Genomic DNA, 25,410 nt, shown 5'->3' on the forward strand with positions numbered 1-25,410 from the left:
TTTATAATGTTTCAAGAAAACGCATGAATGCTTCTCTTCCCTCGGTCGTACATTTGTATACTCCTGCATCTTCCAGAACATGGGTAAATACGATTCCAATCTCTTTCTGAAGAATGCCATGGATGTTTTCTTTTGTGATTTCCGGATATTTCGGAAGAAACTTCTTAACCCACTCTGCATGTTTCTCAATCTGTTCATTTGAAGAAATATCTTTGCCTTCGAGAATATACTCTTCCAAAAGTTCCATCTCACCTTTTAATCTGACCGGAAGAACTGCAAGTCCCATAACTTCGATCAGACCGATATTTTCTTTCTTAATATGATGATATTCTGCATGCGGATGGTACACTCCCAGCGGATGTTCTTCTGTTGTGATGTTGTTCCTTAATGTCAGATCCAGTTCGTAGGTATCACCTACTTTACGTGCAATTGGTGTAATTGTATTATGTGGTTCTCCATTGGTCTCAGCATAAATAAATGCTTTTTCATCGGTATAGCCTCTCCATACTTCCAGCACATGTGTTGCCAGATCTACCAAACGGTTGGAATCTTTATGTCGAATACGAAGCACAGATAATGGCCATTTTACAATTCCAGCCTCTACATCTTCAAATCCCGGAAGTATTACATGCTGCTCAATTGGTGCTTTTGCCATTGCAAATGTATAATGTCCACCCTGGAAATGATCATGGCTTAGGATCGAACCACCTACGATCGGCAGGTCTGCATTAGATCCAAGGAAATAATGCGGAAACAGTTTTACAAAATCAAACAGTTTAATGAATGCATTTCTCTCGATTTTCATTGGAGTATGCTGGCAGTTAAATACAATACAATGCTCATTGTAATACACATACGGAGAATACTGGAAGCCCCAAGGAGTATCATTGATCATGATCGGAATAATCCTGTGGTTCTGCCTTGCCGGATGATTAACACGTCCCGCATATCTTTCATTTTCCGGGCAAAGAAGACATTTCGGATAGCTTCCGGATTTTACATTCCTTGCCGCGGCAATTGCTTTTGGATCTTTTTCCGGTTTGGACAAATTAATGGTAATATCAATCTCACCGTATGGACTGTCTACCTTCCACTTTTGATCCTTCTCTACGCGATATCTGCGGATATAATTGCTATCCTGACTCAGTTTATAAAATAATCAGTTGCTTCCTTTGGGCTTTCTTTATATTTATCCCAGAATTCTTTTTGCACCTGGCCCGGACGCGGCATCAGACAGTTCATTAATCTGGTATCAAATAGATCCCGGTATACAATACTGTCTTCGATCAGTCCTCTTTTTACAGCTTCGTCCAGCAATTCGCCCAATGTTGCTTCAAGATTAACAGGTTCCTCAATGCTGTCCGGTTTCTCATAGTCATCCTCATGAAAAACGTCCAGCAGAAGATTTGTTGTGTAATTTCTTTCACATTCTGGTGTCAGACCTGTTGTAATCCCATACTGTACCAGTTTTGCAATGCTTTCACTTAACATTTTTCTTCCTCCTGTGCTTCACTTTTAAATTTATATTTTTGGTAACATATATACCGATTTCCCTGATAAGTCAGCATACCTCGATCGCCTTTTTCCAATTCACGAAAATCTCCCTGTTGCATTTGAAATTCCATCAAACTTCCATCTGTCATCTCAAATACAACGCGAAACCAAGGTACATGTGATTCAGACTGCATATGGGTATAGATTCCTTGCTTCTTTTCAACTACAGTCGCATCAACAGATTCAACTGCCGCACTGCTGTTATTGCCAAAACTTAACAACATTTTGGTAAATACAAACATCATGATTATGAGTGCTGCTATACAGATTATAAATGCCATCCTATTTCTCCATTCCAGATATTTCATCCTGGGTCTGACTTATATATTGTTCATGATAAAGATTCCGGTATTCCCTTGACGTTACTTTATATCTTTCACGAAATACCCTGTTAAATGTCCTTTGGCTCTCAACTCCTGCATCCAGGCAAATGTCTGTGATGCTCTTACCAGTACATTCCAATTAATCTCCTGCAAGTTTTGTCTACTTTTTCTTCCCATTTGGCAAGTAATATACGTCTTCTGATATTATAATGTGCTTGTAAGATAAAGAAAGGAGGAAAACGAAATGAAAAGATTTAAAGCATACGTCAACTACCTCATGAACTTCTATGCCAACTACTTCAGAATTTACCGCTATATGTAAAGGACATTCCTGCCATCACAGGAATGTCCAATACGGAAACCCAGTTTCAATGGTTTCCCTTATTATACTCTAATTTAGTTGCATTTGTACATGAACAGGATTCTCGAAAACATAGACAAAATTGAACAGAATTATGAAAATACTCTTACCAAGTTTTTTGATTTGTCCAATTAATAATCTCTGAATTTCCATACATCTGATGGAGTTGCATTTTTCATACTCAGCATTCTTTGAAGCTGCTCTTCTGTAAACCACAGATCGTGCAGTATTTTTCCGAAATATAGAGGCTAGATATCAGACCGCTTCATTGCAATTATAAACTGTTGATTTACCAAGATTATTTACATATACGGTAATCAAGTCGCCTTTCTTAAGATCCGGCTTTTCCCATACCAAACGGCTTTTATGATAATACACTTTATCATGATATGTAAAACTATATAAAATCCTGTATGGAATCTGTCTTCTATATCTTGTGTATTTTTGCAAATATACTTTTTCTACCAAGCCCTTCACTTTTGTACCATTTTCGATTAATTGTAAATGTAATTTATCAAGCTTTGCAGTATAAATTCCAAGAGCAGCACTTATTATACACATAAGCACTCCCGTTATAGAAAACACAGTTCCCAACATGTCTGGATTCTGAATGCCTGAGTTTACTGCTGGTTTTAATATCCCAAGAAAACTTAAGACACCGGAAACAAGAAAGAATATTCCTATCCAAAAGAAGATAACTCTCAATAAATCTTCTGTATAATTAAGTTTTTTCATATTTATTTTCTCCACAAGCATTCCATCAAAATTTTTTATCCTGTTTCAATCATATCTAATTTTACTTCAATTTAGTTAAATCCTCTAAATACATTTCTGTATGTCCACACTCTGGACAGACTGCAACTTTAACATCATCTATAGTTGTCGTTTTTTGTTTTTCATCTACATCTACAACGATCCCATAGCCACCGCCATTAACTTTAAGTCTTAAATCCGCTCTCATGACTGTTCCACACTTTTCACATTTTCTCATTGCTGTCCTCCAAATATATGTTTCGCTTTCCTATTTTTCTTACTATATAATAGCAGACAAAATATTAACCACTGAATGATCTACCGTTCATACGATGCAATGATTTCCTTACTATCCGCTATTTTATAATCAAGCGTTTCCAAATTACCAATCAAATCAAATGTCATATCCGCATTAACTTGCAATTCATCTTCAATCTTAACTGCAGACGGCTCAACTTTTAGAAATACTGTTAATCCATAAGGCTTCGTTTCAGACTGTATCTGTATGCTATCATAAGAATATCCTTCCTGATACTCTTGCCCACTTACAATATTTATAACATTCGAAGAATCTCCTACATAATCTGTCTTGTACTGTGACAGGTTAGGAATCTCGTACAGTTCTTCTTTTCTGCCACATGCAGAAAGCAATATTGCTGATACCGTAAATAAAATAATTGGAATTACTTTTTTCATCATGAACCAGCTCCTCTTCACACTTTGATATAAAACAGCCTGCCCAATGAACCAGAAACTGCCATATATTTGCTTCTTTATTTATAGATCAGCCTTTAAACAAACGAAGCATAAATCATAAAAATTTCTGCAATCAAAATAATTCCTAAAACACAATCAATCATCAGGTTATATTGACCAACTGTTAGCCAAGTCTTCGAATGCATCAGAACATACTTTATACTTTTTATACCACTCAAGATTGTAACAGTCAGAAGGAGTATCGGCATTAAAAAAATTTCTATCTTATTGCCAAAGTCATCTGCGACTCCATTCCCAGCAAAGTGAACGGGAATAATCTCCGGTAAGAAAAAGAAGCTTATTATTGCAATCGCAATGCCAGCGATGCAAATTCCCCATGTTAATTTCCTGCTGCTTATACCATCCATAACAGTGCCTCATCTGGAACGATATCTAGTAAATATGTTTCCTTAGAAGAAATTTTTTCAAGAAGTTTTTCCAGTAAATTTTCTTCCTTACCTTCTGCTATTGGCAGAAGTTCCTTATACAAAACCGTAGGAATTCCAATAGAATACTTTTCTTCCTCATATACGAGAGAGCCAAATGTCCAGTCTTCCTGTTCCTCTGGGCCTAATTCCACGATCAACTCAACAATCTGCAAATAATGACACATTTGTAGGAAACTTAAATTAACTTTTATCCGGCCTTCCTCGCCCTCTGGATCTTTTTCTATTATCTCTATTTTATCCTTTCCCGTTACGGTCATTACAATTTAAAGAATTGAAAATCTCAATATTCGTAAGAAACAATAATCTTTCTGCAGAAATCACAATTATAGGCAGCTATGCGGTCTCCAGATATCCTTGCTGCCAACTCTGGATCCGTATTTAACCGCAAACTCTCAGAGCCTTCTTTCCACTCCAGTCCTGCCCCTGCACCAACCGCATGCAACTGACCCTTGCGCATTTTTCCTTCACAATATGGACATCTCATATTCACGTCATCTCCTTTAAGTAGTTAAAGTTCCTCTTGTTACCGAGTATTATCCTGTTCCTGGATAGCTTGTATATCTTCTTTCGCATATAATTTTTGCCTAAATGTTCTTTTCTATTTTTTCTCGTTTCATACGTTCTTTCATCAATAAAACAAATTGAAAGGTCCATATTACACACGCTGCAAAACACCCGATTCCACTGTATAATAAATCTATGGCTGCACCGACTACAAATGGCAGTGCCATCCACATCATCCGATTTCCATATACTCTGCACATTTCTTTTTCATCATACTGTTTTCGTTCTTCCTTAGATTTCATATTATAGCCAGACAAAAATGCAGCGGCCTTTCCATTTGATTTTACAAAGCAGATTCCGAATAAAAACATAATCACTGCCATTCCCAAATCAAAGATAACACAGATTATCATTGCAGACACCTCACTTCCCGCTCTGGCTATCAAATAAAAAAAGCCAAACACAACAGTAAAACTTATTATGTTTGGCTAGGTCAACTTGTTATTTTTTTATCACTTCTTATGGTTGTATTATACTATATATTTCTCTATAGTAAAACAATTTTTTATATTATTTTTTATTTTAATATTATATTTCTACTATCATCAATTTTTCAGATATTTCCAACGCATAAACAATGCTATTAGCTACAATATTTCCGGAAAATTCATCATAGGTCTGTGTTGCCACAAAGAAACGGCGGATTTTTTTCTTTTACCGTCATGCGGCAGATAACCAATTCATTCTATTTTGAACTTCTTTTATGCTACCTGATGTCTGCAATAGGAATGAATTGCCAAGAATATAAACACAAATAATTCAATTCCTGCCGAAAGCAAAATAATCTGCGGTGTCCAGAAACTCATTCCACCGATATTCAGATAATTGAAATCTGCAAGCTGAGAAAGGAAAATGTTCTTCAAATCAATTCCGGCAGATGGAAGTATGGTAGAGAGCCATGTTGCTCCCATCGCCACATAAGCAAAAAGCGGCATGAGAAGAACTACAATAGAGATCAGCAAAACTGTCAATGTGTCTTTACATTTTGCAGACAGGAACAACGTACAGCTAACCGTTGCTAATACAGAAAGTAAGCCCACTGCTGCGAGAATTATCTGTAACTGCCCCAGATTGATGTTTGGCAGGTTAATGATAGAGTATCGCATCTGAAACGATGTTTTTAAGCAATCCGTCCCGAACGCTGCATGAAAAAGTATGCGCTGATTCCCTCTGCCACACTGCATATTGCTGTCATAATAAAATACTGTTCTTTAAGGTCCATCAGATGATATACATCATCTTCTGTCGCCTGTAGTCTCAAGGGCATCCATCCTTTCCGTCATGCCACGCTTATTTTATCCGGGGATTTCTTTTTTTCCTCTCGGCTTTTTATATAGTCTGTACATTCCCGGATGGTCTGTTCACACAGGTAATAAGAAAATTTCCCGATATGTGTGTCCTTTTCCCGGAGATTCAAACGGTTCTGAAGCCAGATATATGTGCTGTGTTTGGTCATATAACCATTTTTCCAGATTGCATCCAAAGCTCTGTGTGCTTCGATCCGCTTATTACGCAGATTGCTGTCAGCCATGGTTCCCATGGGACGCATACTTTTTTTGTGTGCCCCAATGTATGAATCACAGGAAGGATAGCCGCTGCATACATACAGGTATTTCTCCGGATCCAGGTTGTTATCCCCATAGACATAGGCTGCCGGCCTAAGTACCCCGGGTCTTTTGCAATATGGACAGTACAAGGTTTCCCGCATCTGTTTTTTCTTCTTTTTTGCCATCTGACGTCACTCCTTTCCATCTTTATCTCCGATGTTAAAGAAATCCCTTTTTCTGTGTCAACAGAATTCTTTGAAAATCATAAAAACATTTTCAGGAAGCTCTTTTGATAAGCCTTGTGATAATGCCTTCTGCCACTTCATAGTTGTCGTTGATGCGGGTCACCACAAATCCGATCTTATCTTTCTTTCCCGGAAGTGCGGACATATTGCAGGAATGTGCCACGGCATTGACTCCGATATCAAGGCGGATAAAATAGGTTCCCTTATAGACTTCCGTAATGATCCCTGTATATTTTCCCTGTTTATGGCATTTCCGGAGGTTATCTTTATTGATATTGGCTGTCGGACTCTTTGCATCCACTTCTATAATGATCTGGTCAACAGAGCTTGCTTCCACCTTATTGACCATGACCAGCACCAGATCACCTACCTGGAATTTTTCTCCGGCATCTACCATCCACTCCCAGGCCATGTCTCTGGCCCGGACAGATACTTCTACACCAAAGACTTCCAGGCGGACTGCTTTGGGAGCTACCGCGATCACCCTTGCTTCTACGATCCTGCCTTCATAGAGCATTGGTTTTTCTGTATCTTCCCCAAGGTAAAAAGTCTGTCTCTTTTTAAGCATTGCATCTTTTCTGGATGCTACAACGCTCCGGCTCTTGTTATCCAGATCTTTGATGATGAAATCAATATCACAGCCGAGCATGTTGTTAGCAATACGGACCTGACGGTTTAAGGTATCCGCGTTTTCACGCCCGTCTCCCTGAAGGTTGATCATCATTTCATTCATTGGGATAATGATCCGGAAACCATTAAAGTATGTAACAGCAACCATCCATCCACTCTCCAGTTTTTCAATGCCCCCAAGCTGGCCCGTCAGGATCTTTCTGGTACGATGTGCATTCAAAAGCTGATGCCATCTGGCTTCTTCCTGTTCCTCCATGCTTTCAACCTGCGCGTCTACATCGATTGTCAAAACACCATCGTAGACCGCACGCGGAACATCTTTTTCCCCGTTTCCCGCCAAAACTGTTTTTTTGGTATCCTCCATATACTTCCTCCTGTTCTTATTTATTTTTCGTCTTCTCTGCTCCATCCAGAAAACTCCTTTTCCTCCGGCACTCAGGAAAGACAAAAGAAGACACAAAAAAAGCAGCCCGTTTAAAGCTGCTTTCTTCATGCCTTCTTTTTACAGATACCATTCTATAATACATGGAATTCTATGTCAATATTACCTCGATTGCAATAGTGTCGCATATTAGTTCCTTTTATGAAGCCTGTACGACAGAAGGATTTGGTAACACTAAGAACTGCCAGATTCCTGTGTCCTTATAGAAAATTCCATCTCATATGTAATTGTTTCATTATATAGTGTTTATTTCTTCCTCTTAATCGTCCCCAATAAGACAACCGACCTTCTTGTACATTTTTAAACTATAGATATTACGGAACAGTTGCAGTAGATATATATTTTTTCAAATAGCTGAAGGATAATACCTGATTATCTGTTATTTATATACATAATACATATTGAATTTTAGTAAAACTAGAGGATACATAAAAATGCCATTAACCAAAGAACAATTTCTTAAACAATTAAATTCTGATTGTTATTTCTCCACATACTCTTCTGCCATATGTACTGCCATAGCACCATCTGCCACTGCTGTTACTATCTGACGAAGTAACTTTGTTCTGACATCTCCTACAGCATAAACACCCGGAATACTCGTTTCAGTGTTTTCACCTGCCACAATATATCCTTTATTATCCAGTTCTATCTGATTATCTAAAAAATCTGTTGTCGGTTTTCTTCCTATACTCACAAACAGGCCGTCACATTCTATAATGTTTTCTTCTCCTGTAACTGTATCTTTCAACCGCACACCAGTCAATCGTTCTCCATAAATCAGTTCATTTACTGTATTGTTCCATCGAAACTCTATATTTTCAGTTTTCATCAGCTGGTCATGGTAGATTTTCGTTGCACGTAATGTATCTCTTCGATGAACAATGATGACTTTCTTAGCAATTCGACTTAAAAGAACAGCATCTGATACAGCAGAATTTCCACCACCAACAACCACCACGATCTTATCTTTATAAAACATACCATCACAGGAGGCACAATAAGCAACCCCATGACCTATCAATTCTTTTTCTTTAGCAAGGCCAAGTTCTCTTGGATTTGCTCCAGTAGCAATCACTACTGTTTTCCCAATATAAATTCCCGAACTAGTTTCTACTCTCTTAAGCTTTCCTGTTAAATCCATATTATAAACTTCAGCATATTCACTTTTAGCATCAAATTTTTCCGCCTGTTTTTGCATTTTCTCTGCCAATGAAAATCCGTCAATTCCATTTTCAAAACCAGGATAGTTATCAATCTGCCAGGTCAATGACATCTGACCACCTGCAGATAATTTTTCTATAACAATTGTATCAAGTCCTGCTCTGGCTGCGTATAATGCTGAAGTATACCCTCCAGGTCCTCCCCCTACGATAATCATATCGTAAACATGATTTTCATTCATACAGCAGTCCTCCTTTTATTTTTCCAATGCTTCATTAATAAAATTCTCTATCATTATTTTTGATTCAGGTGCAACAATAGAATCTATTGCCTTTCCATTTCGATATAAAACCAGCGTAGGAATCACCTCAATCTTTTCAGCTTCTGCAATCTGCGGTTCTTCATCAATATTTACTTTTCCAGCAACAAGAATATCGCTGTATTCTTCACTTATTTTTTCATAAGCTGCTCCAATTCTACGGCAATAACCACACCAAGGTGCCCAGAAATCAACCAAAACCGGTTTTTCCTTATGAATTAATTGTCCAAACTTTTCTTTATTTATATTTATAGATGTCATATTTTTCAACTCCTTCTCCTATTTGAACTTAATATACCCCAAATAAGTGCTTGCTTCCGTGATGATATCACAGAAAAGATAATTTACTTTATTACACTTCTTTTTATTTCTATTTATGGCATATGCCAGTTATATAATTGACGCATCTAAAAAAAGCAAGTATACTATGTTCGTAAAGGAGATAACGGTTATGAACTTCGAAAATTGTTTTCCACTATGGAATGACTTAAATACAGCACAGAAAAAACTAATTTCAGACAATTTAATCACACGGGATGTAAAAAAAGGAACGATCATTCACAATGGAAACCTGGACTGTACTGGATTATTACTGGTTAAATCCGGGCAGCTTCGAACTTACATACTTTCAGATGAAGGACGGGAGATTACACTTTACCGTCTGTTCGATATGGATATGTGTCTTTTATCCGCCTCATGTATCATGCGGTCTATTCAATTTGAAGTAACCATTGAAGCAGAAAAAGATACGGATCTTTGGATCATCCCTGCTGAAATCTATAAGGGCATCATGAAAGAATCTGCTCCTGTCGCAAACTATACCAATGAGTTAATGGCTACCCGTTTTTCTGATGTCATGTGGCTGATTGAACAGATTATGTGGAAGAGTTTGGATAAGCGTGTTGCTTCATTTCTTTTAGAAGAAACATCCATTGAAGGAACAAATGAACTGAAAATCACTCACGAAACTATCGCAAACCATCTTGGTTCCCACAGGGAAGTTATCACTCGAATGCTTCGATACTTTCAAGGCGAAGGACTCGTCAGACTCTCTCGCGGCAAAATAGCAATCCTTGATTCGAAAAGACTGGAAACACTACAAAGATCATAAAACGTTTTTTTCTCTAAAGAATCCTCCATTTATCAGAATTATGAAAGTCATTCTAATAAATGGGGGATCTTTTTATACTACAATCAAACTATAAAAATATTTTATTTATTTCTAATAATCCATACCACATGCATATGATCTTTCAATCAGTGCATGGTCATTAGCCACTGCATCATAAAAGCGGAATCCACCTGAAAAGTTGTATGTTTCATATCCATTTCCTTCCAAAATACGGCTTGCAATATAACTGCGTAGCCCACTCTGGCATATCAGGTAAACGGGCTTTCCCTTCTCAATTTCATTGATACGTTCCCTTAGTTCATCTACAGGAATGTTTTTGAATCCATCCATATGCCCCCTGTTAAATTCACCTACAGTTCTCACATCCAGCAACACAACACTTTTATCTCTAGAAATCTTATCCATATCTTCCAGATGCCATTGTTTTAAGGTACCTTTTGCTATATTGTCTATCATGAATCCTGCCATATTTACAGGATCCTTGGCAGAGGAATAAGGCGGTGCATATGCGAGATCCAAATCCTTCAGCTGGGTTGCCTTCAGCCCTGCATGAATTGCTGTTGCCAGCACATCAATACGTTTATCAACTCCTTCATATCCAATAATCTGAGCACCAAGCAAACGATAGGTCTCTTTTTCAAAAACCACCTTCATGGTCATCACTTTTCCACCAGGATAGTAACCGGCATGACTCATAGGAGAAAGAATTACTGTATCTACCTCTAATCCTGACTTTTTGGCATTGGTTTCATTGATACCTGTAGTGGCTGCTGTCATATCAAACACTTTTATAACGGAGCTTCCCTGACTGCCCAGGTAACGACTATCACCGCCACAAATATTATCAGCGATGATTCTGCCCTGTTTATTGGCTGGTCCTGCCAAAGAAATCAGCGCATCATTACCCGTAACATAATGTTTTACCTGAACTGCATCACCTGCAGCATAAATATCCGGTACAGAAGTTTCCATTCTGTCATTCACTACAATACTTTCCTTGATGCCAAGTTCCAGACCGGCTTCTTTTGCTAATACTGTGTCTGGTGTGACTCCGATTGCCAGAACTACCATATCAGCCTGAAGGGATGGATTATCTTTCAACAGGACCTCCACTCCGGTGTCTTTTTCTTTAAATCCTTCTACTGTATAGCCCAGTACCAGTTTTATCCCATGTTTTCTCATTTCATTATGGATCATGGATGCCATATCCGGGTCAAAAGGGTTCATCAGCTGCTTAGGCCGCTGGACAATCGTAACATCCATGCCAAGCTCCCTTAAATTTTCTGCCAGTTCCAGACCAATAAAACCACCACCTGCCAATACAGCCGATTTTGGATGATTCTTATTTATATATTCCTTTATCCGAAAAGTGTCTTCTACAGTACGAAGTGTAAAAAGTTTATCAATACCTACTCCGGGAAGTCTCGGCTGTGTTGGCTTTGCACCTGGAGAGAGGATCAGCTTATCATATTTTTCTTCAAATATCTCACCATTCTCTAAATTTTTCACTGAAACCGTTTTACGTTCCGGATGTATGGAGATAACTTCATGATGAATTTTCATGTTAATACGGAAGCGTTTAAAAAAACTCTCTGGTGTCTGTAGTGTAAGTTCTTCCGGGTCTGTGATCACGTCTCCAATATAATATGGAAGTCCACAATTTGCATAGGATATGTATCCGGATCTTTCAAACACAGTAATTTCAGCATGTTCATTCAGTCTGCGTATTCTTGCTGCGGCTGTAGCTCCTCCGGCTACACCTCCTACAATTATTACCTTCATCTTATTTTTCCACCTTTCCTGAGTAAGCTACAATGCCACCGATATTATTTACTTTAGAATATCCCATTCGTTGCAGTATCCCAGTTGCCTGGCGGCTTCGTGAACCGGAATAACAGTATACAAACAGTGGGATATCCTTATTCTTCGCTACAGAAGCAATATTGTCAAGTTGCTGCAACGGCACATTTTTACTTTCTGGTATATGTCCTTCCTGATATTCCTGCGGTGTACGTACATCCAGCAGAACTGCATCATCAGTCCTTTTATATTCTTCTATGCCTTGATTAATATTCGACTGTTTAAAGAGATCAAAAAATCCCATTAGCACACCCCCCCCTAAAGCATTTCTAAAATCGCATTCTTAGGTCTCGCCCCTGAAACCTGCTGTACAATCTTCCCATTCTTCATAACCACTAAAGTTGGAATGCTCATAATACTGAACTTATTTGCCAGTTCAGGCTCTTCATCTACATTAATCTTTCCAACTTTAATATCTCTACGCTCACTTGCAATCTCCTCTACAATAGGTACTACCATACGGCAAGGCGCACACCAAGATGCCCAAAAATCTAAAAGAACGGGTTTATCGGAATTCAGTACTTCGTTCTGAAAATTATTTTTATTGATATTAATAGCAGACATTTTACAGTCCTCCTTATCTTTCTCTTTTTGTAGATTTATTATAGTCTTAATTTCATTTATTTTCCGTGATTACATCACCATACCTCATTAACTTAACTTCTTGCCATACCATCTACACTTAATATAACACCTGTAATGTAACTCGCCTCATCTGAAGCAAGAAACACAAACGCGTTGGCAATATCTTCTGGCTGTCCAAGACGACGCAATGGAATTCTTTCAATCATAGGTTCGATAACTTCCTTTGGCACGGCCTTCATCATATCAGTTTCTGTAATCCCAGGTGCAACAGCATTAACACGAATACCTTTAGGTCCTAGTTCTCTTGCTAATGATACAGTCAATCCGTTTACTGCAAACTTCGATGCCGGATAAGCAAACCCACTTGGCTGTCCCGAAATACTCACCATGGAAGAAGTTGAGAGAATGACCCCCTTGCCTCTTGCCACCATACATTCTGCTGCTACACGAGTAGTATTAAATACTCCTTTTACATTTAGATCCATGACTTTATCAAAAGTCTCCTCTGTATAATCCATAAATGAGGTGTTTTCTGAAATCCCTGCATTATTTACCAGTATGTCGACACATCCATATTTTTCAGTTGCCTCTTTAAAAGCCTTTCTGACAGACTCCATGCTTGCCAGATTTGGACTAATTCCAGCAACTATTGCATTGGGATATTTTTCTTTTAATTTATCTACAGCAACATCTGCCGATTCCTGTGAACTTGCTGCCAACACAACTGAAGCACCTTCCTTCAAGAATTTATCAGCTGTAGCAAATCCTATACCACGGCTTCCACCCGTAATGATTGCAACTTTATCTTTTAATCTCATTTAGACTACCTCCTTACTTAGTTTCTAACTACATTATAAGCAAAAGGTAGATTATTTTCTGTGATATCATCACAAAATATCGCAATAAAAAACCCTGTTGCTCACGCACCAGGGTTTTGGTTTATCCATCTGTATTTAACACAAGATTAGGCTTCTATTCAACTTCTGAAAACTGATCTTTTCCAACATTACATAATGGGCATTCAAAATCTTCTGGAACATCCTCCCACTTTGTTCCTGGTGCAATACCACCTTCAGGATAACCTTCCTCTTCATCATATTCCCATCCGCAAACGTCACATACATATTTCATTAGTTTATTCCTCCTTATAAATATATTAATACACAGCATATATTACTGTTGTATCTGAATTATTTTGTAATCTTAGCACGAAAGTCAAGTGTTTTTAGCATTTCCAGAGTCCATGAAGATTGCAGTATGCGTATACTTCTTCTACATATTCTCCATCACAGAGGCAGAAATCCGCAATAGGTTCCTGTCCTGGAATTAGCTGTTTTCTATAAATACCCTGATTTGTATTTAGTGTAATCCATTCAATGAAATGATTATCAAGCATTGGATGTTTTATTTCACCGACCACAACATGTACATGCTGTTTGTCCACTGTATATACAGGTACATGCTTCTCAACAGCAGCATCTGTCACTCCAGCTTTTAACTCATGCATAGCCTCTCCGCAACACATTACTGGTACGCCTTGATCCTTTAACATTTCAATAATGTTTCCACAATGATTGCATACATAATATTTTACTTCCATCTTTTTTATCTTCCTATGTTTAAAATTTAAAATCCAATTGTTTCTATAACTTTCTTCAAAGCATCCGTCGATTCTTAAACTTTAATGCTTCTTTACCAACCGATGCAGAACCAACAAAGCCACAGCCTATCATTACTGCTTTTTTTAATAATCACTTTCTTCTTTGTAATAATCTCCTTCTCTTTAATAGTTCTCTTCACGTATTTCGAAATAACTCTGTGGATGGTTACATACTGGACATATCTCAGGTGCCTTTGTTCCTACCACAACATGTCCACAGTTACGGCATTCCCATACCTTAACTTCACTCTTTTCAAACACCTGTGCAGTTTCAATATTCTTAAGAAGTGCACGATATCTCTCTTCGTGGTGCATCTCAATCTGTTTATTGTCAATAGATAATAGTAATAATTACTATTATTATAATAATCAATATTACTGATTACCTTTTATTTAAAATAATCATTCAATCATCATTTTTTCCGTTCAAAAACATATTCTGCATCTGATGATAAATCAGAGCGGAATGAATAGCCTAGTCTATCAAATTTCTTAATATCCTCAGGATTTTCAATTCTGTTTTCAGCCATGAACCTAACCATTTCACCACGGGCCATCTTAGCATATGTACCTTTTGTCACCAGTTTATCTCCTGATAACTCACAAAATGTAATCGTAATGTATCTATCCTGTCGTGTCAGATATTTTTCTATGCACTTAGAGTATTCTTTCGATGCCAGATTGATTATAATCCTGCTGTTATCAATCACTGAGCGGTATAATAAATCTCCCCAGTACTCATACAGATTTTTTGTTTCTCCTATTCCAACCTTCGCCTGCATTTCCAAACGATAAGGTGTCACACCATCCCTTGGTTTTAGCACACCATAAAATGCAGATATTATTCTCAAATGATTTTGTACATACTCGAATTGACTGTCCTCAAACACGGATGGAGCCATATATTGAAAAGCAATTCCTTCATATGATAAGACAGCTGGGGTAAGTAAATGATAAAGATCCATGTTTTCCAATCTATTGAAGTTCTGTTCTGTAATTTTGTCATTACATTTCCAGATAGTCTTCAGTTCTTCTTTTGACTTACTTTTCAACCAACTTTGTATCTCTGTCGTCTTTTCAATAAATTCAGGCAATCCATCCGGCGCTATGCTGTCAGTATCTGTAATCATCTTTTTAGCAGGGGATAATATTATCTTCATTAATCTAATTCCTTGAGCATATTTTCAGGATCATCTGCAGCCTTGACTTTATCATTTGCCTTTATAATAATCCCCTGTTCATCAATAAGATATGTGGTTCTTACTACTCCCATAGAGACTTTGCCATAATTTTTCTTTTCTTTCCATACATCATATGCTTCAATAACTTTCCGCTCTGGATCTGCTAAAAGTGTAAATGTCAATCCATATTTTTCCTCAAATCTCTTATGAGAGGATACAGAATCCTTACTGACTCCAAGAATAACTGCTCCTTTTTCGGTAAACTGAGGGTATCGCTCAGAAAACCCACATGCCTGTTTCGTGCATCCCGCTGTATTATCCTTGGGATAGAAATATAAAATCACTTTTTTTCCTGTATAATCCGATAATCTATGTATTTTCCCATTTTGATCTGGCAACTCAAAATCCGGTGCCTTAACCCCTACTTCCAACATTATTTATCCCTCCCTTTCTGTATCTTTCTCTTTATTCGCCTTTTTCTTCCTATTCCCGGTAATCATTTTATGACCTGTATATATCGCCATTACCATACATAACATAGAACTTAAAGCAAAGTATTTGTGACTTGATTTTTGCTTTTTATATCCAGTGTAAAAAGTCCCAAGCATTGTGATCAATGCTCCTACTGACCAATATTTATGTGCTTTCATGTAATTCCTCCATTTTTTCAGTGTATTCAATTCTAATTATACGCTACCATATTCCTATGTCAATTTGATAATAGAGCATTCCTATAAATTTTTTTAAAATATCATTGTCAAAACTATGTATTGTTATCCTTTAATTTTTCTTTGAAATAATTGACAAAAAGCTTGCTTTCAGGAGATTACTATTTAATCTCTTTTCCATCTATATATAGTTGAAATTTATCAGGATTATTGACAACATCATAGTCCTTTCCGTATTCTACAGGTCTATATTCGGCTGTCATTACCGATTCCCCGTCTTCAATATCCTCTTTCCATAAATAGATGTTCATATCAATGCTCGTCGCATATCCTCTGTCTGTGGAGAATTTTGTCGAATGAAAAGAGACTTTACAACTTAAAATTGGATAAAAAGGACAAAAAAAAGAAGAGCTGCTTGCTCTTCCCATATAGTAGTAGTAAAATAATATGTCATGCCAGCGCAATATATTACCTAGAATATCGCTATAACAGGAAAGGGGCTGCATTGTGACAGCCCCTAATTTACTTCATCACGTTGTCTACATTCTGAGTGAACTCGTTCCCTGGTTTATTTTAGCATCGGTCTGGATTTTGTTTCATAAAGATAAATTTTGCCACAGAGCGGTCGTATGTTTTAATGTGTCCAAACAGCCAGTCGATTACATTTTTCTGTACAAGTTCACTGAACCGATCTGTTGGTCCTTCATACTCCTGAAGGTATTCATACAGTTCTTGAATTGTCTTTTTAAACTCTTCATGTTTTTCATAATGTTTTTCACGCTCTGGATAACCGGATTTTTCCTGAAGCTTTTCCTCTTCTTTGAAATGAAAGTCAGTATATTCATCCAGATAATCCAGCATTTTGATTGCTTTTACTTTGCTGTCGCCATTTTGACAGGCAGTTACAAAGTTCTGGATACGGTCAATCAATTCTTTGTGCTGTGTATCGATTGTTTTATTTCCTGTTACTAAATTGTCATCAAAGGTAATGTTTAAATCGTAAGTCATAATTTGACCTCCATTTCTTTTATATGTTCTCTTAGGCTCTTTTAATGTCTGGCAGTTTCGTACCTGCATTTTCTGCTTAGTCTTCTACAGGAACGAAAACATCTTTTCCTAATCCGCAGATTGGGCATGTCCAGTCATCTGGAATATCCTCAAATGCAGTTTCTGGAGCGATACCGGCGTCTGGATCTCCTACTGCCGGATCATAAATATATCCACATGGTTCACATTCATATTTTTTCATAGTCATTTTCCATTTTCAATGTCGATTTATTTTTGTTACCAAGTTCCTAGCAATTTTTCTAACACTTTGTTTCTTGTATATCTGTATTATACATGATAATTATTCTTTTGTCAATAATAGTAATTATTATTATTTTTGCACTTAGCATAAACTGATATTTGAATTGCACATTTACATATTGTATATATCATGGGAATAGTTGAATAAAAAAATGAACTCTATTCATTAAAGACAGAGTTGCTGGAAATTATTTCTCTCCAACAACTTTCTTCGTCTTTAAGTCCTTGAAACACAATACTGTCCCATCAGGTTCATCCAACTGTTATATTTATTCTTTTCACACACCTTTCGACAAATTTCATTTTCCATCAATACACAGAACATCTTATCATAATCAAATGCCCAAACAGCACCATTCACATGGTTTTCCACTGCTTTCTGATCTATGTACTTTAAACGTGTGACCATTTTTTCAATTTCTCCATTTCTCAAGTTACCGATATTTTTGCAGATAAACCGAAAGAAATTCAACGTTGCATATTCGTCATGCCAATGGAACTCTTCTGGATTGTTTTTAATTTTACTGGCTCGCTGCTGTTCTTTGATTATTTGATCAGCTACACCTTTCATCGAATCTTCGTATCTCATATTACTCACCTACTCTTCCTCAACGCCCAGTGACGGTTTAAATCTTTTATCCTTTGCCTGCGGTACCACGATCTCGTAAAAATAAAATCCTAAATATCCAAGTGCCTGCTTCTTCATTTTATAAAAAGAAGTCCTGCCTATTCCTAGCTCCTGCTGTACTTCCACATCTGTCTTATTATAATGACTGCAAAAACAGGAATGAAGGATTTCACTGAGCATCACACCATTCGGTGCATAGAACTTCACCAGTGTCATTCCACGATAGATCATATCAGACAAGCCATAAATGATCATCAGGTTATTCATTTCCCGGTGCATCTTTGGCACATTCAGCTGATTGTTATAAATGCTCAGATAACTCAATGCATATGCCATATCTTCATTGATTTTCTCCTGGCACTCCATATCCAGTTCTTCCAATACAACTGGTTTTCTAAAATCAGTTTCTGGTAGCTTGTCATCAGTTCTTTAATATCAGTATAATGTCTTAATCCTGTGCATGACTTGCCATATGGAAGGTAATTTCTTTCACTGATTTAATTGCATAATCTCTGTCTGTCATCAGTTTCAAAATCTCCTTATCATCATCACACTAACTGGCGGTCTTTCAGACCAGTTCGCTTTCCCCATGATTTTGATGGGAAGCAATTACTTACTACAACTTGCAGAAGCGGATATCCAAAAGGCATTGTGGGAGCTGCCTTTGCTGACCGAAATCCATCTTCTTATGTAAAACCTGCAGGAATATAAAGGGAAAGTGACTATCCCTGCCGATTAATAATCCAAATAATATCGTCTATACCAATCTCTCCTTATTTTTCAAAGCATCTGTAAAATCGTTTTCTATCATTTGGTTATAAAGTCTCTTCTGCGCCAGTTCATCTGTATAATACGCATAGTCATGATTATAATCTTCCATAACTGTTTCTGCCGCCATAGATGCATAATCACATATGGTAGCTATTGAAAGATTCTTATCTATATTTTTGTAAATACCATATTTAATCTTTATTTCTTTAATCGGAGCATTCTCTACAAACTCATTAATAACATTGTCCATTCTCCGATGATCCAGCTCACAATCATCACTTAATAAGCAGAGAAAAGATGCTTTTTCTTTTCTCACCGGTGCTGCTCAAGTTCATAATGCCTAACTCATCTAATCTTATATCTGAATCCTCACTTGCAAACGCAAACACTATTTTTTCGAATGTATCTGCATTTCCAATTCTTGCACATTTCATACGATAACGCAAAGTATCATTACCATTTTTTATCCTGTAATGTATTGTGAACTGTGAGACCAGTTGCAGTTGTTTGCATATATTATTAAAATCCGTAGCAACCAGCATTTTATTTCTGTCTTCTTCAAATACATTGGTCTCTATATACTTCTGTATTACGGTTTCATATGTTTTTTTTCTCGTTCATTAATTCATCTAACTCTGTGTTTTCATTTAGATGTCTATAAATCTGAATGTACTGATCTTGACGATTTACGCAATATATACTACTAAACTCATTCCCCAAAATGTTAATAATATCCGTAATCAGCATTTTTCCCCTTACTCTTCATTTACATATCATTTTATTGTAATCTCTTGATCTTTTTCAAAGATACTTTCGCTGTTGTTCCAAAGTTTCCATGTCTCTCTTTCTTTAAAATACAACGAAAAGTGAACTCTTATGTACTTGAAGAATCTGAAATACGATTCCTCCCTGTAAATATCAATCTGTTCCACAAAGCAAGTGACATGCTCCCACCACTTAAATCTTACGATTTTGAAGTGGGGGCTTCCTGCTCGATTACCCTTTAGGGCAAAGCTAAAACAGGCTATCCCCGCGTGTCCCGCGGTTTTGTTTTTTATGTTTATCCGGTTACGGATTTTTTTCTTGTGCCGTCAGGCACATTCTTTATAGATTCTTTTTCCTTCTTCACGGATGTTGACTGCTGCATTCACATCCCGGTCCATCCTATTTCCACATTCACAAACATACATTCTATCCGACAATGCCAGTTCCTTTTTCTTATGTCCGCATACACTGCAGATCTTACTGGATGCAAAATAACGGTCTACTTTTATAAGATGTTTTCCATATTCTTCCAGCTTGTATCCCAACATGAACAGAAACTGCCCGTACCCGTTATCCTGCACACCTTTCCCAAGGTGCAGCCCTCCGGACATTCCCTTCATATTCAGATCTTCCACACATACTGCATCATATCTTTCCGCAAGCTCCCTACTGAGCTTATGCTGGAAATCTTTTCTCTGGTTCTTTATCTTTTCATGACATAAAGCTACCCTTTTTTTCTGTTTCTGATAGTTCCGGCTTTCTTTTTCACAGTGGGAGAGCTTTCTCTGTTCTCTTGCAAGTTTTTTCTCTGCTTTTCTGTAAAACATAGGGTACCCGGCTCTTTCTCCTGTAGAAAATACACACATTCCCTGCATGGCAAAATCGATCCCAAGAAATCTCTCTGCCGGTCTTTTTTCCACTGTTTGGTTCTCACAGCAGAACAAAAGGCTGGCAAAATATTTCCCGGATGGCTCACGGCTCACAGTTACAGACTTCAGTTTCCAGTCTGATGGAATCTGACGGTGAAGTTTTATCCTTATGACGGACATCTTTGGAAGTTTCAGATGGGTATCCTGCAAAAGGATATTTCCGTTTAGTGCATTGGTCGTATATGAATTTCTTGCATGCTTCTTTGATTTATAACGTGGAAATCCGCAGGCTGGTTCCCGAAAAAACTTCCGGAACGCACTTTCCAGATGCAGTTGCGCATTCGCCAGGGCAAGGGAATCCACCTCCTTCAGCCATGGATATTCCTTTTTATATCCGGCCGGTGTGTTCCGGAGCATCTTTTTTTCTTTCTGGTAATAGCTGATCTTATCTGCAAGCATCTGGTTATAGATAAAGCGGCTGCAGCCGATTGTTTGCTCTATCTGAACTCTCTGCTCTTTATTTGGATAAATCCTTATTTTTACGGCGCGGTTCATTCTTCTCACCCTGGCTTTCTATATACTGCCGTATCGTTTCAATCGTTGCTCCGCCTGCACTGAGCAGACCGAAGATCTGACCCCAGAATGCATCTTTCATGGTCTAACTCCATTATATTTATCGTCCTTTTTCTTATATCGACGGATATGTATTTATGAACTAATTGTTCTTTTTCAGTATACTACATCAGGGAAGGGAGAACGAGTGTTTCTTTTATACTATAGAGATTTTTTTGAGCAGATATGCTCAGATGTGCAATTCATCTCACCACCTGAAGAGGTGGGAGAATTCTTGCTACATTTGTTAAAATTTATTCTTCTCAGTGGTCTTAATATATAGTTTATCAAAATATAGAAGAAATGGATATATATTTTCTTTTAATATTTTTCTAAAAAAGCTTTATTTTATCACTCTCCAGTCACCGGACGCATCATGGAAAGCAGCTCCTTCCGGTAATGATCGGCCTTTTCCTGATTGCCCTGTTCTTTCCGTACCATCTTTGTGATTCCCGGATACTGTCCTGGGAAGCTTTCCAGCATGATACCATCTCCATAGATCAGGTAAACATCTCCGTCTGTCATATCTTCCTCTGTCAGCTTCTTTCCATTCTCATCCGTAAGCTTATCCGGTATCGTTCCGGAGAAAATCGTGTCCGTGTCCAGATCCGCAAAATACCAGCTGTTATCATCTGGATGAAAATACACTGCTGTCATCGGCTTTTCCCCGCATCCCGCCAGACAGAACATAACAAGTACCGCCAGCATCACGATCCATTTTTTCATTATTCCACCTCCTAGTCTCTGTCAGTATTTGATTATTTCGACTTCACACCGTGCTAGCACCATGAAAAACATTAATATTACTGACTTCTACAATGTTTTTTATCTGGCACTACCATTAGTGGGAGATTTTTAATATAAATTTAATTGATCGTTGGAAGTACTTCCATAACCTGATCAATTACTTCCACAATTCTCTGTATATCCATATTTTCTTTTACATCAGAACTATCATTCACGTTCAAACCATCTTGCCAGTCCTGGACAATCGATACTGCCGGGATATTCACTAATGCAAACGGATAATGGTCACTGTTGGTTGCCATTGTCAGGAAAAATCTGTCACTGGGTGTAAATAGTTCTGACATACTGTTTTTATTTAATTCTGCCAGTTTTTTCAATCCCTCATCATCATATTCCGCATTGTCTGGTCTTTTGTTTCCTTCGATCATCGCCATATAACCCAGATCACTTTTTTCTGCAATAGTATCAATATTTATTACTCCGATGATCTGTTTCCGCTCGTCCTCCGTCAGCTTACCAACATACCATCTTGAACCCAGCATATATTTCTCTTCGCCCGAGAACAGGATGAATTTTATATTATACGGTATCTCTGTATCTTTTAAAATCCTTGCCAGTTCAAGCACTGCTGCCACTCCGGAACCGTTATCATTGGCGCCCACCGAATCTTCTGCACTGTCATAATGGGCACTTATGATCAGATTTTTTGTAGTATCAATAGATGAGTTTTTTGTCACAATGATATTTTCACCAATGCCGTCAACAATTGCATCCTCGGCTGTTGATGCCAGAAACACATCCGCCTGCGAGGAATGCCTTATTGCATTCTCATTGTTTTCATCGTTATATTCGAATTTCTGGTATTCTATATTGTCATATCCCAGATTGCCAAAATATTCACTAATATATTCTTTTACATTCTGTATTGCATCAGAATTTATTGGACGCGGTTCAGAAGTGATTTCATCGATGATCTGTTCAATATTCTGTTCCAAAGGCTCTATTATTGTACCGTTCTGGGTAACACTCTCCGCCATTGTCTGAATTGGTGCTATTAATGATATAACCATAATTAAGGCAATTGTAATTTTTTTCATTTGTGAGCTCCCTCATTTTACCAAGTATTAATCAGTATTTTTATCCAATAACTTTCCATGCAGAACCATAGGCTACAACGAAAGCTTTTTTCCATACCATAAGCATTATCATGTGATATACTTCTGCCAATTAAATCTCAGATTTTGAAAAAGGAACAGACATTGATAAATTTACTTAGTTCCATTCTGGGCTATGCACGGAACATTACAACCACATGATCAAAAAGCAGTAAATCTGATATTCAAATGTACATTGTGATCCTTTTTTTAACAAAATAAGCTTTTTTATCATTTATGTTATCAACTGATACTATTATACCATGAACTGCAGCACCAACCAAGTGTTCTTTTTTGCTTTTACAATTCATTGCACATCTGCAGAGGAAGGAGAATTCTTGCTATATATTAATATTATGTTAAATTCCTGAAAGTATTTTCTTTGCGTTCTCCAGGTTATTTTTTCCATTTATTTTTAGATATACTTTACTGATCTCAGAAGGCTCTCCTATTTCTCTGCAGAGATCCTGTGCCTGGGAAATGGGTATGTAGATTTCGTTGCCTTCTATTACTACAGCGGCTTTACAGGGCATATATGAGGTTTGCGGTTCTCTTGCGGAATTGCTGGATAAGGTAGTAAGATCATCTGTGGCTTTGGAAGTATCCTTCTCTTTTTCATCCAGGGAATAAAAAATATTCAGGTTTTCACCCATCTCTAAAAATTTTTCCTGTTGTTTTTTTGAAATGGCATGATTATTATAGTCTTTCATATCCCGTAGGGAACCATTTCCCAGCAATAACAACGGCATCTTCCCCAGTTCATTCTGAGTTGGATTTTTTCCAAACGCATTCATATCAATTCCTGAAAAAGTCGTTGTTTCCGTATAATCTTCAATTTTGATGACAACCGGGACTTCTATGACTGGCCAGATTTCTTTTATACCTTTTATCTTCTTCGCTTTCTGCAAAAAATCTTCATCATAAGCCAGATCTCCAAGTGGGAGCAACACAGTAAATTGCCGTTTTTCTTCTTTCATGCCTGCCAGCAGCATTCCTAATAATGTAAGTATCAATGCCAGCAGAAGTATGACTAATAAGGTAAAGCTGTCTATTTTTTTTCTTTTCAATGAGAAGCCGCCTTCCTCGCTTCTTCAAGAAGGATATTTTTCTTATGAAGCTTTCTGACCAGAATCAGGATTATGGAAATAAGCAGTACTGCAACAACTGCAGCTATGGAATACCACCAGTTATTGGTTTTCTCCTGGTCATCTTCAACCTTTAAAGTTTTTATCTGGGTTTCTTTGATTTCAGAATCAAATTTTATTTCTTCCTCATATGATTTGCCATCTGCATCCTCATACGTAAGAATTAATTGACCTGCACATTTTCCTGTTTTTCCTTTTACATATATGCGAAGACTTCCTTGGGATAAATCTCCGGCCTCTATGGTCCCTAAGAATGCAGTATCGTTTGAGCTTAATTCATCAGCCTTTAAGCTGACACTTGCATTGTATATTTTGTCTCTTCCGAGATTCATTGCTTTTACCGGGATCTCTACTGTATCCATAGTGTATAAAACAGATGGAATATCTGAAGCTTCCAGCTTAACACGAACCGGTTGGATGATCTGAAAAGACAGTAATTCTGTACCGGTAGTTGCCGTTGCTTTCGAATCTTCATAATCCAGAGAAAAAGTAATGACAGCCTGGCCAGGATCACAGTTTTCTGTTATAGTAATCATCTGTTCCAAAGTAATTGCTTCACCAGGAGCCAGGACTTGTACATAAAAAGAGTTTTTCTCAAATTCGATTCCTTTGTTCTCTGTAGAAAGGGAAATTTTTAAACCAAATACATTTTGACTGCAGCTTTTATTTCGAAATGTCAGCGACATTTCTGTTGTAGAACCAGCCTCCAATCGTCCACCTGAAAGATTGCTGTCTTCTAATAATACCTGCGGTTTATGTAATATTTTTTCACTTGATGAGTCTGATGTTGAATTACCTCCTCCCCCACCGCCCGAATACCCTCCGTTGTCTATAACCGGATCTGTTATCTGCGGGGCGTCACCGTCCTCCGGATTATCACTGTCTATTACAACATGAAAAGGATTCGATTTAGAACCATCACCAAAGTCATCTCCTGATGTAAAAATATCCGGATCCGGATTTTCTTTATCGGTATCAGCTTTATCAGGAGTCTTTTCATCCTCTGCCGGAGGTTCGCTACTCGTAGAATCATCCTCTTTTTCATCAAGGGTTAACGAGTTGTCATTCTCATAAGATACGGACGGATCTGAGTCCGTAAATCCTTCTTCAGCAGATGTAATCTCCGTGTTTTGAGGCTCTGTGGCAAAAACGGTAGCTGGAAGAAATATTATTGTCGTACACAATACTAATGCCGTTTTTACAAATAAATTTCTCATT

The 25,410-nt window shown here is 37.6% G+C and carries 36 protein-coding genes and 3 pseudogenes; 1 reads left to right on the forward strand and 38 read right to left on the reverse strand.

What is annotated here, in order from left to right:
• Position 1: 1 nt before the first annotated feature.
• The 15 genes and pseudogenes from galT to ABCM67_RS00695 all read right to left on the reverse strand — a co-directional run bounded on the left by galT (position 2) and on the right by ABCM67_RS00695 (position 9,368).
• Positions 2–1,491 (reverse strand): annotated as a pseudogene (gene galT / locus ABCM67_RS00625) (UDP-glucose--hexose-1-phosphate uridylyltransferase).
• Positions 1,485–1,835 (reverse strand): DUF2500 domain-containing protein, encoded by a 351-nt coding sequence (locus ABCM67_RS00630; RefSeq protein ID WP_158526443.1) that lies wholly within the window; start codon positions 1,833–1,835, stop codon positions 1,485–1,487. The pseudogene galT and the gene ABCM67_RS00630 overlap by 7 nt, the downstream one beginning before the upstream one ends.
• Position 1,836: 1 nt before the next feature.
• Positions 1,837–2,016 (reverse strand): helix-turn-helix domain-containing protein, encoded by a 180-nt coding sequence (locus tag ABCM67_RS00635; protein ID WP_092072164.1) that lies wholly within the window; start codon positions 2,014–2,016, stop codon positions 1,837–1,839.
• Between the two features lie 477 nt (positions 2,017–2,493).
• On the reverse strand, positions 2,494–2,973 hold the full coding sequence (locus tag ABCM67_RS00640; protein ID WP_092072167.1) for a hypothetical protein: 480 nt from the start codon (positions 2,971–2,973) through the stop codon (positions 2,494–2,496).
• 61 nt (positions 2,974–3,034) lie between these two features.
• Positions 3,035–3,229 carry a zinc ribbon domain-containing protein gene (locus ABCM67_RS00645; protein WP_055056113.1) on the reverse strand — a complete coding sequence of 65 codons (195 nt, stop codon included), beginning with the start codon at positions 3,227–3,229 and terminating at the stop codon, positions 3,035–3,037.
• Positions 3,230–3,309: 80 nt separating this feature from the next.
• Positions 3,310–3,690, reverse strand: coding sequence for a DUF4825 domain-containing protein (locus ABCM67_RS00650; protein ID WP_092072171.1), 381 nt, complete (start codon positions 3,688–3,690; stop codon positions 3,310–3,312).
• A gap of 92 nt (positions 3,691–3,782) precedes the next feature.
• The gene (locus tag ABCM67_RS00655) at positions 3,783–4,115 is read right to left on the reverse strand and encodes a DUF1648 domain-containing protein (RefSeq protein WP_015524994.1); all 333 of its coding nucleotides are present in this window, start codon (positions 4,113–4,115) and stop codon (positions 3,783–3,785) included.
• Positions 4,103–4,333, reverse strand: a complete 231-nt coding sequence (locus ABCM67_RS00660) for a hypothetical protein (protein WP_129974476.1) — start codon at positions 4,331–4,333, stop codon at positions 4,103–4,105. Before ABCM67_RS00660 ends, ABCM67_RS00655 begins: the two co-directional genes overlap by 13 nt.
• A 447-nt stretch (positions 4,334–4,780) precedes the next feature.
• On the reverse strand, positions 4,781–5,113 hold the full coding sequence (locus ABCM67_RS00665) for a DUF3784 domain-containing protein (RefSeq protein ID WP_180211298.1): 333 nt from the start codon (positions 5,111–5,113) through the stop codon (positions 4,781–4,783).
• A gap of 348 nt (positions 5,114–5,461) precedes the next feature.
• Positions 5,462–5,905, reverse strand: a pseudogene (locus tag ABCM67_RS00670) (ABC transporter permease); the annotation flags it as partial.
• Positions 5,881–6,021, reverse strand: coding sequence for a hypothetical protein (locus tag ABCM67_RS00675; RefSeq protein WP_161208826.1), 141 nt, complete (start codon positions 6,019–6,021; stop codon positions 5,881–5,883). The pseudogene ABCM67_RS00670 and the gene ABCM67_RS00675, both read right to left, overlap by 25 nt.
• Positions 6,022–6,039: 18 nt before the next feature.
• On the reverse strand, positions 6,040–6,492 hold the full coding sequence (locus ABCM67_RS00680) for a zinc-finger-containing protein (RefSeq protein WP_055066318.1): 453 nt from the start codon (positions 6,490–6,492) through the stop codon (positions 6,040–6,042).
• A gap of 91 nt (positions 6,493–6,583) precedes the next feature.
• Complete coding sequence (locus ABCM67_RS00685) at positions 6,584–7,546, reverse strand: S1 RNA-binding domain-containing protein (protein WP_110925766.1); 963 nt, start codon at positions 7,544–7,546, stop codon at positions 6,584–6,586.
• A gap of 559 nt (positions 7,547–8,105) precedes the next feature.
• On the reverse strand, positions 8,106–9,029 hold the full coding sequence (gene trxB, locus ABCM67_RS00690; RefSeq protein ID WP_015524990.1) for a thioredoxin-disulfide reductase: 924 nt from the start codon (positions 9,027–9,029) through the stop codon (positions 8,106–8,108).
• Between the two features lie 15 nt (positions 9,030–9,044).
• Complete coding sequence (locus ABCM67_RS00695) at positions 9,045–9,368, reverse strand: thioredoxin family protein (protein WP_015524989.1); 324 nt, start codon at positions 9,366–9,368, stop codon at positions 9,045–9,047.
• Between the two features lie 166 nt (positions 9,369–9,534).
• Between ABCM67_RS00695 and ABCM67_RS00700 the strand changes: the two genes are divergently transcribed.
• Positions 9,535–10,218, forward strand: coding sequence for a Crp/Fnr family transcriptional regulator (locus tag ABCM67_RS00700; protein ID WP_147603551.1), 684 nt, complete (start codon positions 9,535–9,537; stop codon positions 10,216–10,218).
• 111 nt (positions 10,219–10,329) lie between these two features.
• On the opposite strand, the gene ABCM67_RS00705 is transcribed toward ABCM67_RS00700, so the two are convergent.
• From ABCM67_RS00705 to ABCM67_RS00815, 23 genes and pseudogenes are all read right to left on the reverse strand, one after another.
• On the reverse strand, positions 10,330–12,021 hold the full coding sequence (locus ABCM67_RS00705; RefSeq protein ID WP_092072197.1) for an FAD-dependent oxidoreductase: 1,692 nt from the start codon (positions 12,019–12,021) through the stop codon (positions 10,330–10,332).
• Position 12,022: 1 nt separating this feature from the next.
• The gene (locus ABCM67_RS00710; protein ID WP_015524982.1) at positions 12,023–12,343 is read right to left on the reverse strand and encodes a rhodanese-like domain-containing protein; all 321 of its coding nucleotides are present in this window, start codon (positions 12,341–12,343) and stop codon (positions 12,023–12,025) included.
• A gap of 14 nt (positions 12,344–12,357) precedes the next feature.
• A complete protein-coding gene (gene trxA / locus ABCM67_RS00715) occupies positions 12,358–12,663 on the reverse strand; it encodes a thioredoxin (protein WP_005421612.1) in 306 nt (101 codons plus the stop codon).
• Positions 12,664–12,755: 92 nt separating this feature from the next.
• Positions 12,756–13,502 carry a 3-oxoacyl-ACP reductase family protein gene (locus ABCM67_RS00720; protein WP_005421611.1) on the reverse strand — a complete coding sequence of 249 codons (747 nt, stop codon included), beginning with the start codon at positions 13,500–13,502 and terminating at the stop codon, positions 12,756–12,758.
• A gap of 154 nt (positions 13,503–13,656) precedes the next feature.
• A complete protein-coding gene (locus tag ABCM67_RS00725; RefSeq protein WP_005339874.1) occupies positions 13,657–13,815 on the reverse strand; it encodes a rubredoxin in 159 nt (52 codons plus the stop codon).
• Positions 13,816–13,909: 94 nt separating this feature from the next.
• Positions 13,910–14,284: a desulfoferrodoxin family protein gene (locus ABCM67_RS00730; protein WP_015524981.1), complete on the reverse strand. Its 375-nt coding sequence runs from the start codon at positions 14,282–14,284 to the stop codon at positions 13,910–13,912.
• A 183-nt stretch (positions 14,285–14,467) separates the two neighbouring features.
• Positions 14,468–14,668: pseudogene (locus ABCM67_RS00735) on the reverse strand (rubredoxin-like domain-containing protein); the annotation flags it as partial.
• Positions 14,669–14,757: 89 nt separating this feature from the next.
• Positions 14,758–15,504 carry a peroxide stress protein YaaA gene (yaaA, locus tag ABCM67_RS00740; protein WP_005421606.1) on the reverse strand — a complete coding sequence of 249 codons (747 nt, stop codon included), beginning with the start codon at positions 15,502–15,504 and terminating at the stop codon, positions 14,758–14,760.
• Entirely contained in the window at positions 15,504–15,959 is a 456-nt protein-coding gene (bcp, locus tag ABCM67_RS00745; RefSeq protein ID WP_005421605.1) for a thioredoxin-dependent thiol peroxidase, read from the reverse strand. Before bcp ends, yaaA begins: the two co-directional genes overlap by 1 nt.
• 3 nt (positions 15,960–15,962) lie before the next feature.
• Positions 15,963–16,175, reverse strand: a complete 213-nt coding sequence (locus ABCM67_RS00750; protein WP_005421604.1) for a DUF6219 family protein — start codon at positions 16,173–16,175, stop codon at positions 15,963–15,965.
• Between the two features lie 179 nt (positions 16,176–16,354).
• Positions 16,355–16,504, reverse strand: coding sequence for a hypothetical protein (locus tag ABCM67_RS00755; RefSeq protein WP_015524977.1), 150 nt, complete (start codon positions 16,502–16,504; stop codon positions 16,355–16,357).
• 262 nt (positions 16,505–16,766) lie between these two features.
• Positions 16,767–17,201 carry a hemerythrin family protein gene (locus ABCM67_RS00760; RefSeq protein WP_015524976.1) on the reverse strand — a complete coding sequence of 145 codons (435 nt, stop codon included), beginning with the start codon at positions 17,199–17,201 and terminating at the stop codon, positions 16,767–16,769.
• Positions 17,202–17,277: 76 nt separating this feature from the next.
• On the reverse strand, positions 17,278–17,442 hold the full coding sequence (gene rd, locus ABCM67_RS00765; RefSeq protein ID WP_015524975.1) for a rubredoxin: 165 nt from the start codon (positions 17,440–17,442) through the stop codon (positions 17,278–17,280).
• 276 nt (positions 17,443–17,718) lie between these two features.
• Entirely contained in the window at positions 17,719–18,090 is a 372-nt protein-coding gene (locus tag ABCM67_RS00770; RefSeq protein WP_059086885.1) for a hypothetical protein, read from the reverse strand.
• A gap of 9 nt (positions 18,091–18,099) precedes the next feature.
• On the reverse strand, positions 18,100–18,495 hold the full coding sequence (locus ABCM67_RS00775; RefSeq protein WP_015524973.1) for a hypothetical protein: 396 nt from the start codon (positions 18,493–18,495) through the stop codon (positions 18,100–18,102).
• Positions 18,496–18,886: 391 nt separating this feature from the next.
• Positions 18,887–19,150, reverse strand: a complete 264-nt coding sequence (locus tag ABCM67_RS00780) for a hypothetical protein (protein WP_147603548.1) — start codon at positions 19,148–19,150, stop codon at positions 18,887–18,889.
• A 25-nt stretch (positions 19,151–19,175) separates the two neighbouring features.
• On the reverse strand, positions 19,176–19,442 hold the full coding sequence (locus tag ABCM67_RS00785) for a hypothetical protein (protein WP_147603547.1): 267 nt from the start codon (positions 19,440–19,442) through the stop codon (positions 19,176–19,178).
• Between the two features lie 549 nt (positions 19,443–19,991).
• A complete protein-coding gene (locus ABCM67_RS00790; protein WP_342992418.1) occupies positions 19,992–21,089 on the reverse strand; it encodes an RNA-guided endonuclease TnpB family protein in 1,098 nt (365 codons plus the stop codon).
• Positions 21,052–21,189, reverse strand: coding sequence for a hypothetical protein (locus tag ABCM67_RS00795; protein ID WP_199579967.1), 138 nt, complete (start codon positions 21,187–21,189; stop codon positions 21,052–21,054). Before ABCM67_RS00795 ends, ABCM67_RS00790 begins: the two co-directional genes overlap by 38 nt.
• Before the next feature lie 308 nt (positions 21,190–21,497).
• Complete coding sequence (locus ABCM67_RS00800) at positions 21,498–21,872, reverse strand: hypothetical protein (protein ID WP_021651441.1); 375 nt, start codon at positions 21,870–21,872, stop codon at positions 21,498–21,500.
• A gap of 140 nt (positions 21,873–22,012) precedes the next feature.
• Positions 22,013–22,990, reverse strand: a complete 978-nt coding sequence (locus ABCM67_RS00805; RefSeq protein WP_227752247.1) for a M20/M25/M40 family metallo-hydrolase — start codon at positions 22,988–22,990, stop codon at positions 22,013–22,015.
• A 416-nt stretch (positions 22,991–23,406) separates the two neighbouring features.
• Positions 23,407–24,114: a hypothetical protein gene (locus tag ABCM67_RS00810; RefSeq protein WP_227589068.1), complete on the reverse strand. Its 708-nt coding sequence runs from the start codon at positions 24,112–24,114 to the stop codon at positions 23,407–23,409.
• Positions 24,111–25,409: a hypothetical protein gene (locus ABCM67_RS00815; RefSeq protein WP_147603988.1), complete on the reverse strand. Its 1,299-nt coding sequence runs from the start codon at positions 25,407–25,409 to the stop codon at positions 24,111–24,113. Before ABCM67_RS00815 ends, ABCM67_RS00810 begins: the two co-directional genes overlap by 4 nt.
• Between the last annotated feature and the right edge of the window lies 1 nt (position 25,410).

Origin of the sequence: Blautia sp. 2227st1_G12_2227SCRN_220401 (assembly GCF_039062885.1) — a bacterium.
Lineage (GTDB): Bacteria > Bacillota > Clostridia > Lachnospirales > Lachnospiraceae > Blautia_A > Blautia_A fusiformis.

Excerpts from the sequence above, each read along its gene's own strand:
- ABCM67_RS00720 (WP_005421611.1), bottom strand. The coding sequence starts at position 13,502 with ATGAGATTAAAAGATAAAGTTGCAATCATTACGGGTGGAAGCCGTGGT.
- yaaA (WP_005421606.1), bottom strand. The coding sequence starts at position 15,504 with ATGAAGATAATATTATCCCCTGCTAAAAAGATGATTACAGATACTGAC.
- ABCM67_RS00780 (WP_147603548.1), bottom strand. The coding sequence starts at position 19,150 with ATGGACAATGTTATTAATGAGTTTGTAGAGAATGCTCCGATTAAAGAA.
- ABCM67_RS00640 (WP_092072167.1), bottom strand. The coding sequence starts at position 2,973 with ATGAAAAAACTTAATTATACAGAAGATTTATTGAGAGTTATCTTCTTT.
- ABCM67_RS00630 (WP_158526443.1), bottom strand. The coding sequence starts at position 1,835 with ATGGCATTTATAATCTGTATAGCAGCACTCATAATCATGATGTTTGTA.
- ABCM67_RS00650 (WP_092072171.1), bottom strand. The coding sequence starts at position 3,690 with ATGATGAAAAAAGTAATTCCAATTATTTTATTTACGGTATCAGCAATA.
- ABCM67_RS00665 (WP_180211298.1), bottom strand. The coding sequence starts at position 5,113 with ATGATAATCTGTGTTATCTTTGATTTGGGAATGGCAGTGATTATGTTT.
- ABCM67_RS00705 (WP_092072197.1), bottom strand. The coding sequence starts at position 12,021 with ATGAAGGTAATAATTGTAGGAGGTGTAGCCGGAGGAGCTACAGCCGCA.
- ABCM67_RS00755 (WP_015524977.1), bottom strand. The coding sequence starts at position 16,504 with ATGAACATCTATTTATGGAAAGAGGATATTGAAGACGGGGAATCGGTA.
- ABCM67_RS00775 (WP_015524973.1), bottom strand. The coding sequence starts at position 18,495 with ATGGAGTGCCAGGAGAAAATCAATGAAGATATGGCATATGCATTGAGT.
- ABCM67_RS00790 (WP_342992418.1), bottom strand. The coding sequence starts at position 21,089 with ATGAACCGCGCCGTAAAAATAAGGATTTATCCAAATAAAGAGCAGAGA.
- ABCM67_RS00725 (WP_005339874.1), bottom strand. The coding sequence starts at position 13,815 with ATGAAATATGTATGTGACGTTTGCGGATGGGAATATGATGAAGAGGAA.
- bcp (WP_005421605.1), bottom strand. The coding sequence starts at position 15,959 with ATGTTGGAAGTAGGGGTTAAGGCACCGGATTTTGAGTTGCCAGATCAA.
- ABCM67_RS00680 (WP_055066318.1), bottom strand. The coding sequence starts at position 6,492 with ATGGCAAAAAAGAAGAAAAAACAGATGCGGGAAACCTTGTACTGTCCA.
- ABCM67_RS00785 (WP_147603547.1), bottom strand. The coding sequence starts at position 19,442 with ATGCTGGTTGCTACGGATTTTAATAATATATGCAAACAACTGCAACTG.
- ABCM67_RS00795 (WP_199579967.1), bottom strand. The coding sequence starts at position 21,189 with ATGAAAGATGCATTCTGGGGTCAGATCTTCGGTCTGCTCAGTGCAGGC.
- ABCM67_RS00800 (WP_021651441.1), bottom strand. The coding sequence starts at position 21,872 with ATGAAAAAATGGATCGTGATGCTGGCGGTACTTGTTATGTTCTGTCTG.
- trxB (WP_015524990.1), bottom strand. The coding sequence starts at position 9,029 with ATGAATGAAAATCATGTTTACGATATGATTATCGTAGGGGGAGGACCT.
- ABCM67_RS00750 (WP_005421604.1), bottom strand. The coding sequence starts at position 16,175 with ATGAAAGCACATAAATATTGGTCAGTAGGAGCATTGATCACAATGCTT.
- ABCM67_RS00655 (WP_015524994.1), bottom strand. The coding sequence starts at position 4,115 with ATGGATGGTATAAGCAGCAGGAAATTAACATGGGGAATTTGCATCGCT.
- ABCM67_RS00700 (WP_147603551.1), top strand. The coding sequence starts at position 9,535 with ATGTTCGTAAAGGAGATAACGGTTATGAACTTCGAAAATTGTTTTCCA.
- ABCM67_RS00770 (WP_059086885.1), bottom strand. The coding sequence starts at position 18,090 with ATGAGATACGAAGATTCGATGAAAGGTGTAGCTGATCAAATAATCAAA.
- ABCM67_RS00805 (WP_227752247.1), bottom strand. The coding sequence starts at position 22,990 with ATGAAAAAAATTACAATTGCCTTAATTATGGTTATATCATTAATAGCA.
- ABCM67_RS00710 (WP_015524982.1), bottom strand. The coding sequence starts at position 12,343 with ATGGGATTTTTTGATCTCTTTAAACAGTCGAATATTAATCAAGGCATA.
- ABCM67_RS00645 (WP_055056113.1), bottom strand. The coding sequence starts at position 3,229 with ATGAGAAAATGTGAAAAGTGTGGAACAGTCATGAGAGCGGATTTAAGA.
- trxA (WP_005421612.1), bottom strand. The coding sequence starts at position 12,663 with ATGTCTGCTATTAATATCAATAAAAATAATTTTCAGAACGAAGTACTG.
- ABCM67_RS00685 (WP_110925766.1), bottom strand. The coding sequence starts at position 7,546 with ATGGAGGATACCAAAAAAACAGTTTTGGCGGGAAACGGGGAAAAAGAT.
- ABCM67_RS00695 (WP_015524989.1), bottom strand. The coding sequence starts at position 9,368 with ATGACATCTATAAATATAAATAAAGAAAAGTTTGGACAATTAATTCAT.
- rd (WP_015524975.1), bottom strand. The coding sequence starts at position 17,442 with ATGAAAAAATATGAATGTGAACCATGTGGATATATTTATGATCCGGCA.
- ABCM67_RS00730 (WP_015524981.1), bottom strand. The coding sequence starts at position 14,284 with ATGGAAGTAAAATATTATGTATGCAATCATTGTGGAAACATTATTGAA.
- ABCM67_RS00815 (WP_147603988.1), bottom strand. The coding sequence starts at position 25,409 with ATGAGAAATTTATTTGTAAAAACGGCATTAGTATTGTGTACGACAATA.
- ABCM67_RS00760 (WP_015524976.1), bottom strand. The coding sequence starts at position 17,201 with ATGACTTACGATTTAAACATTACCTTTGATGACAATTTAGTAACAGGA.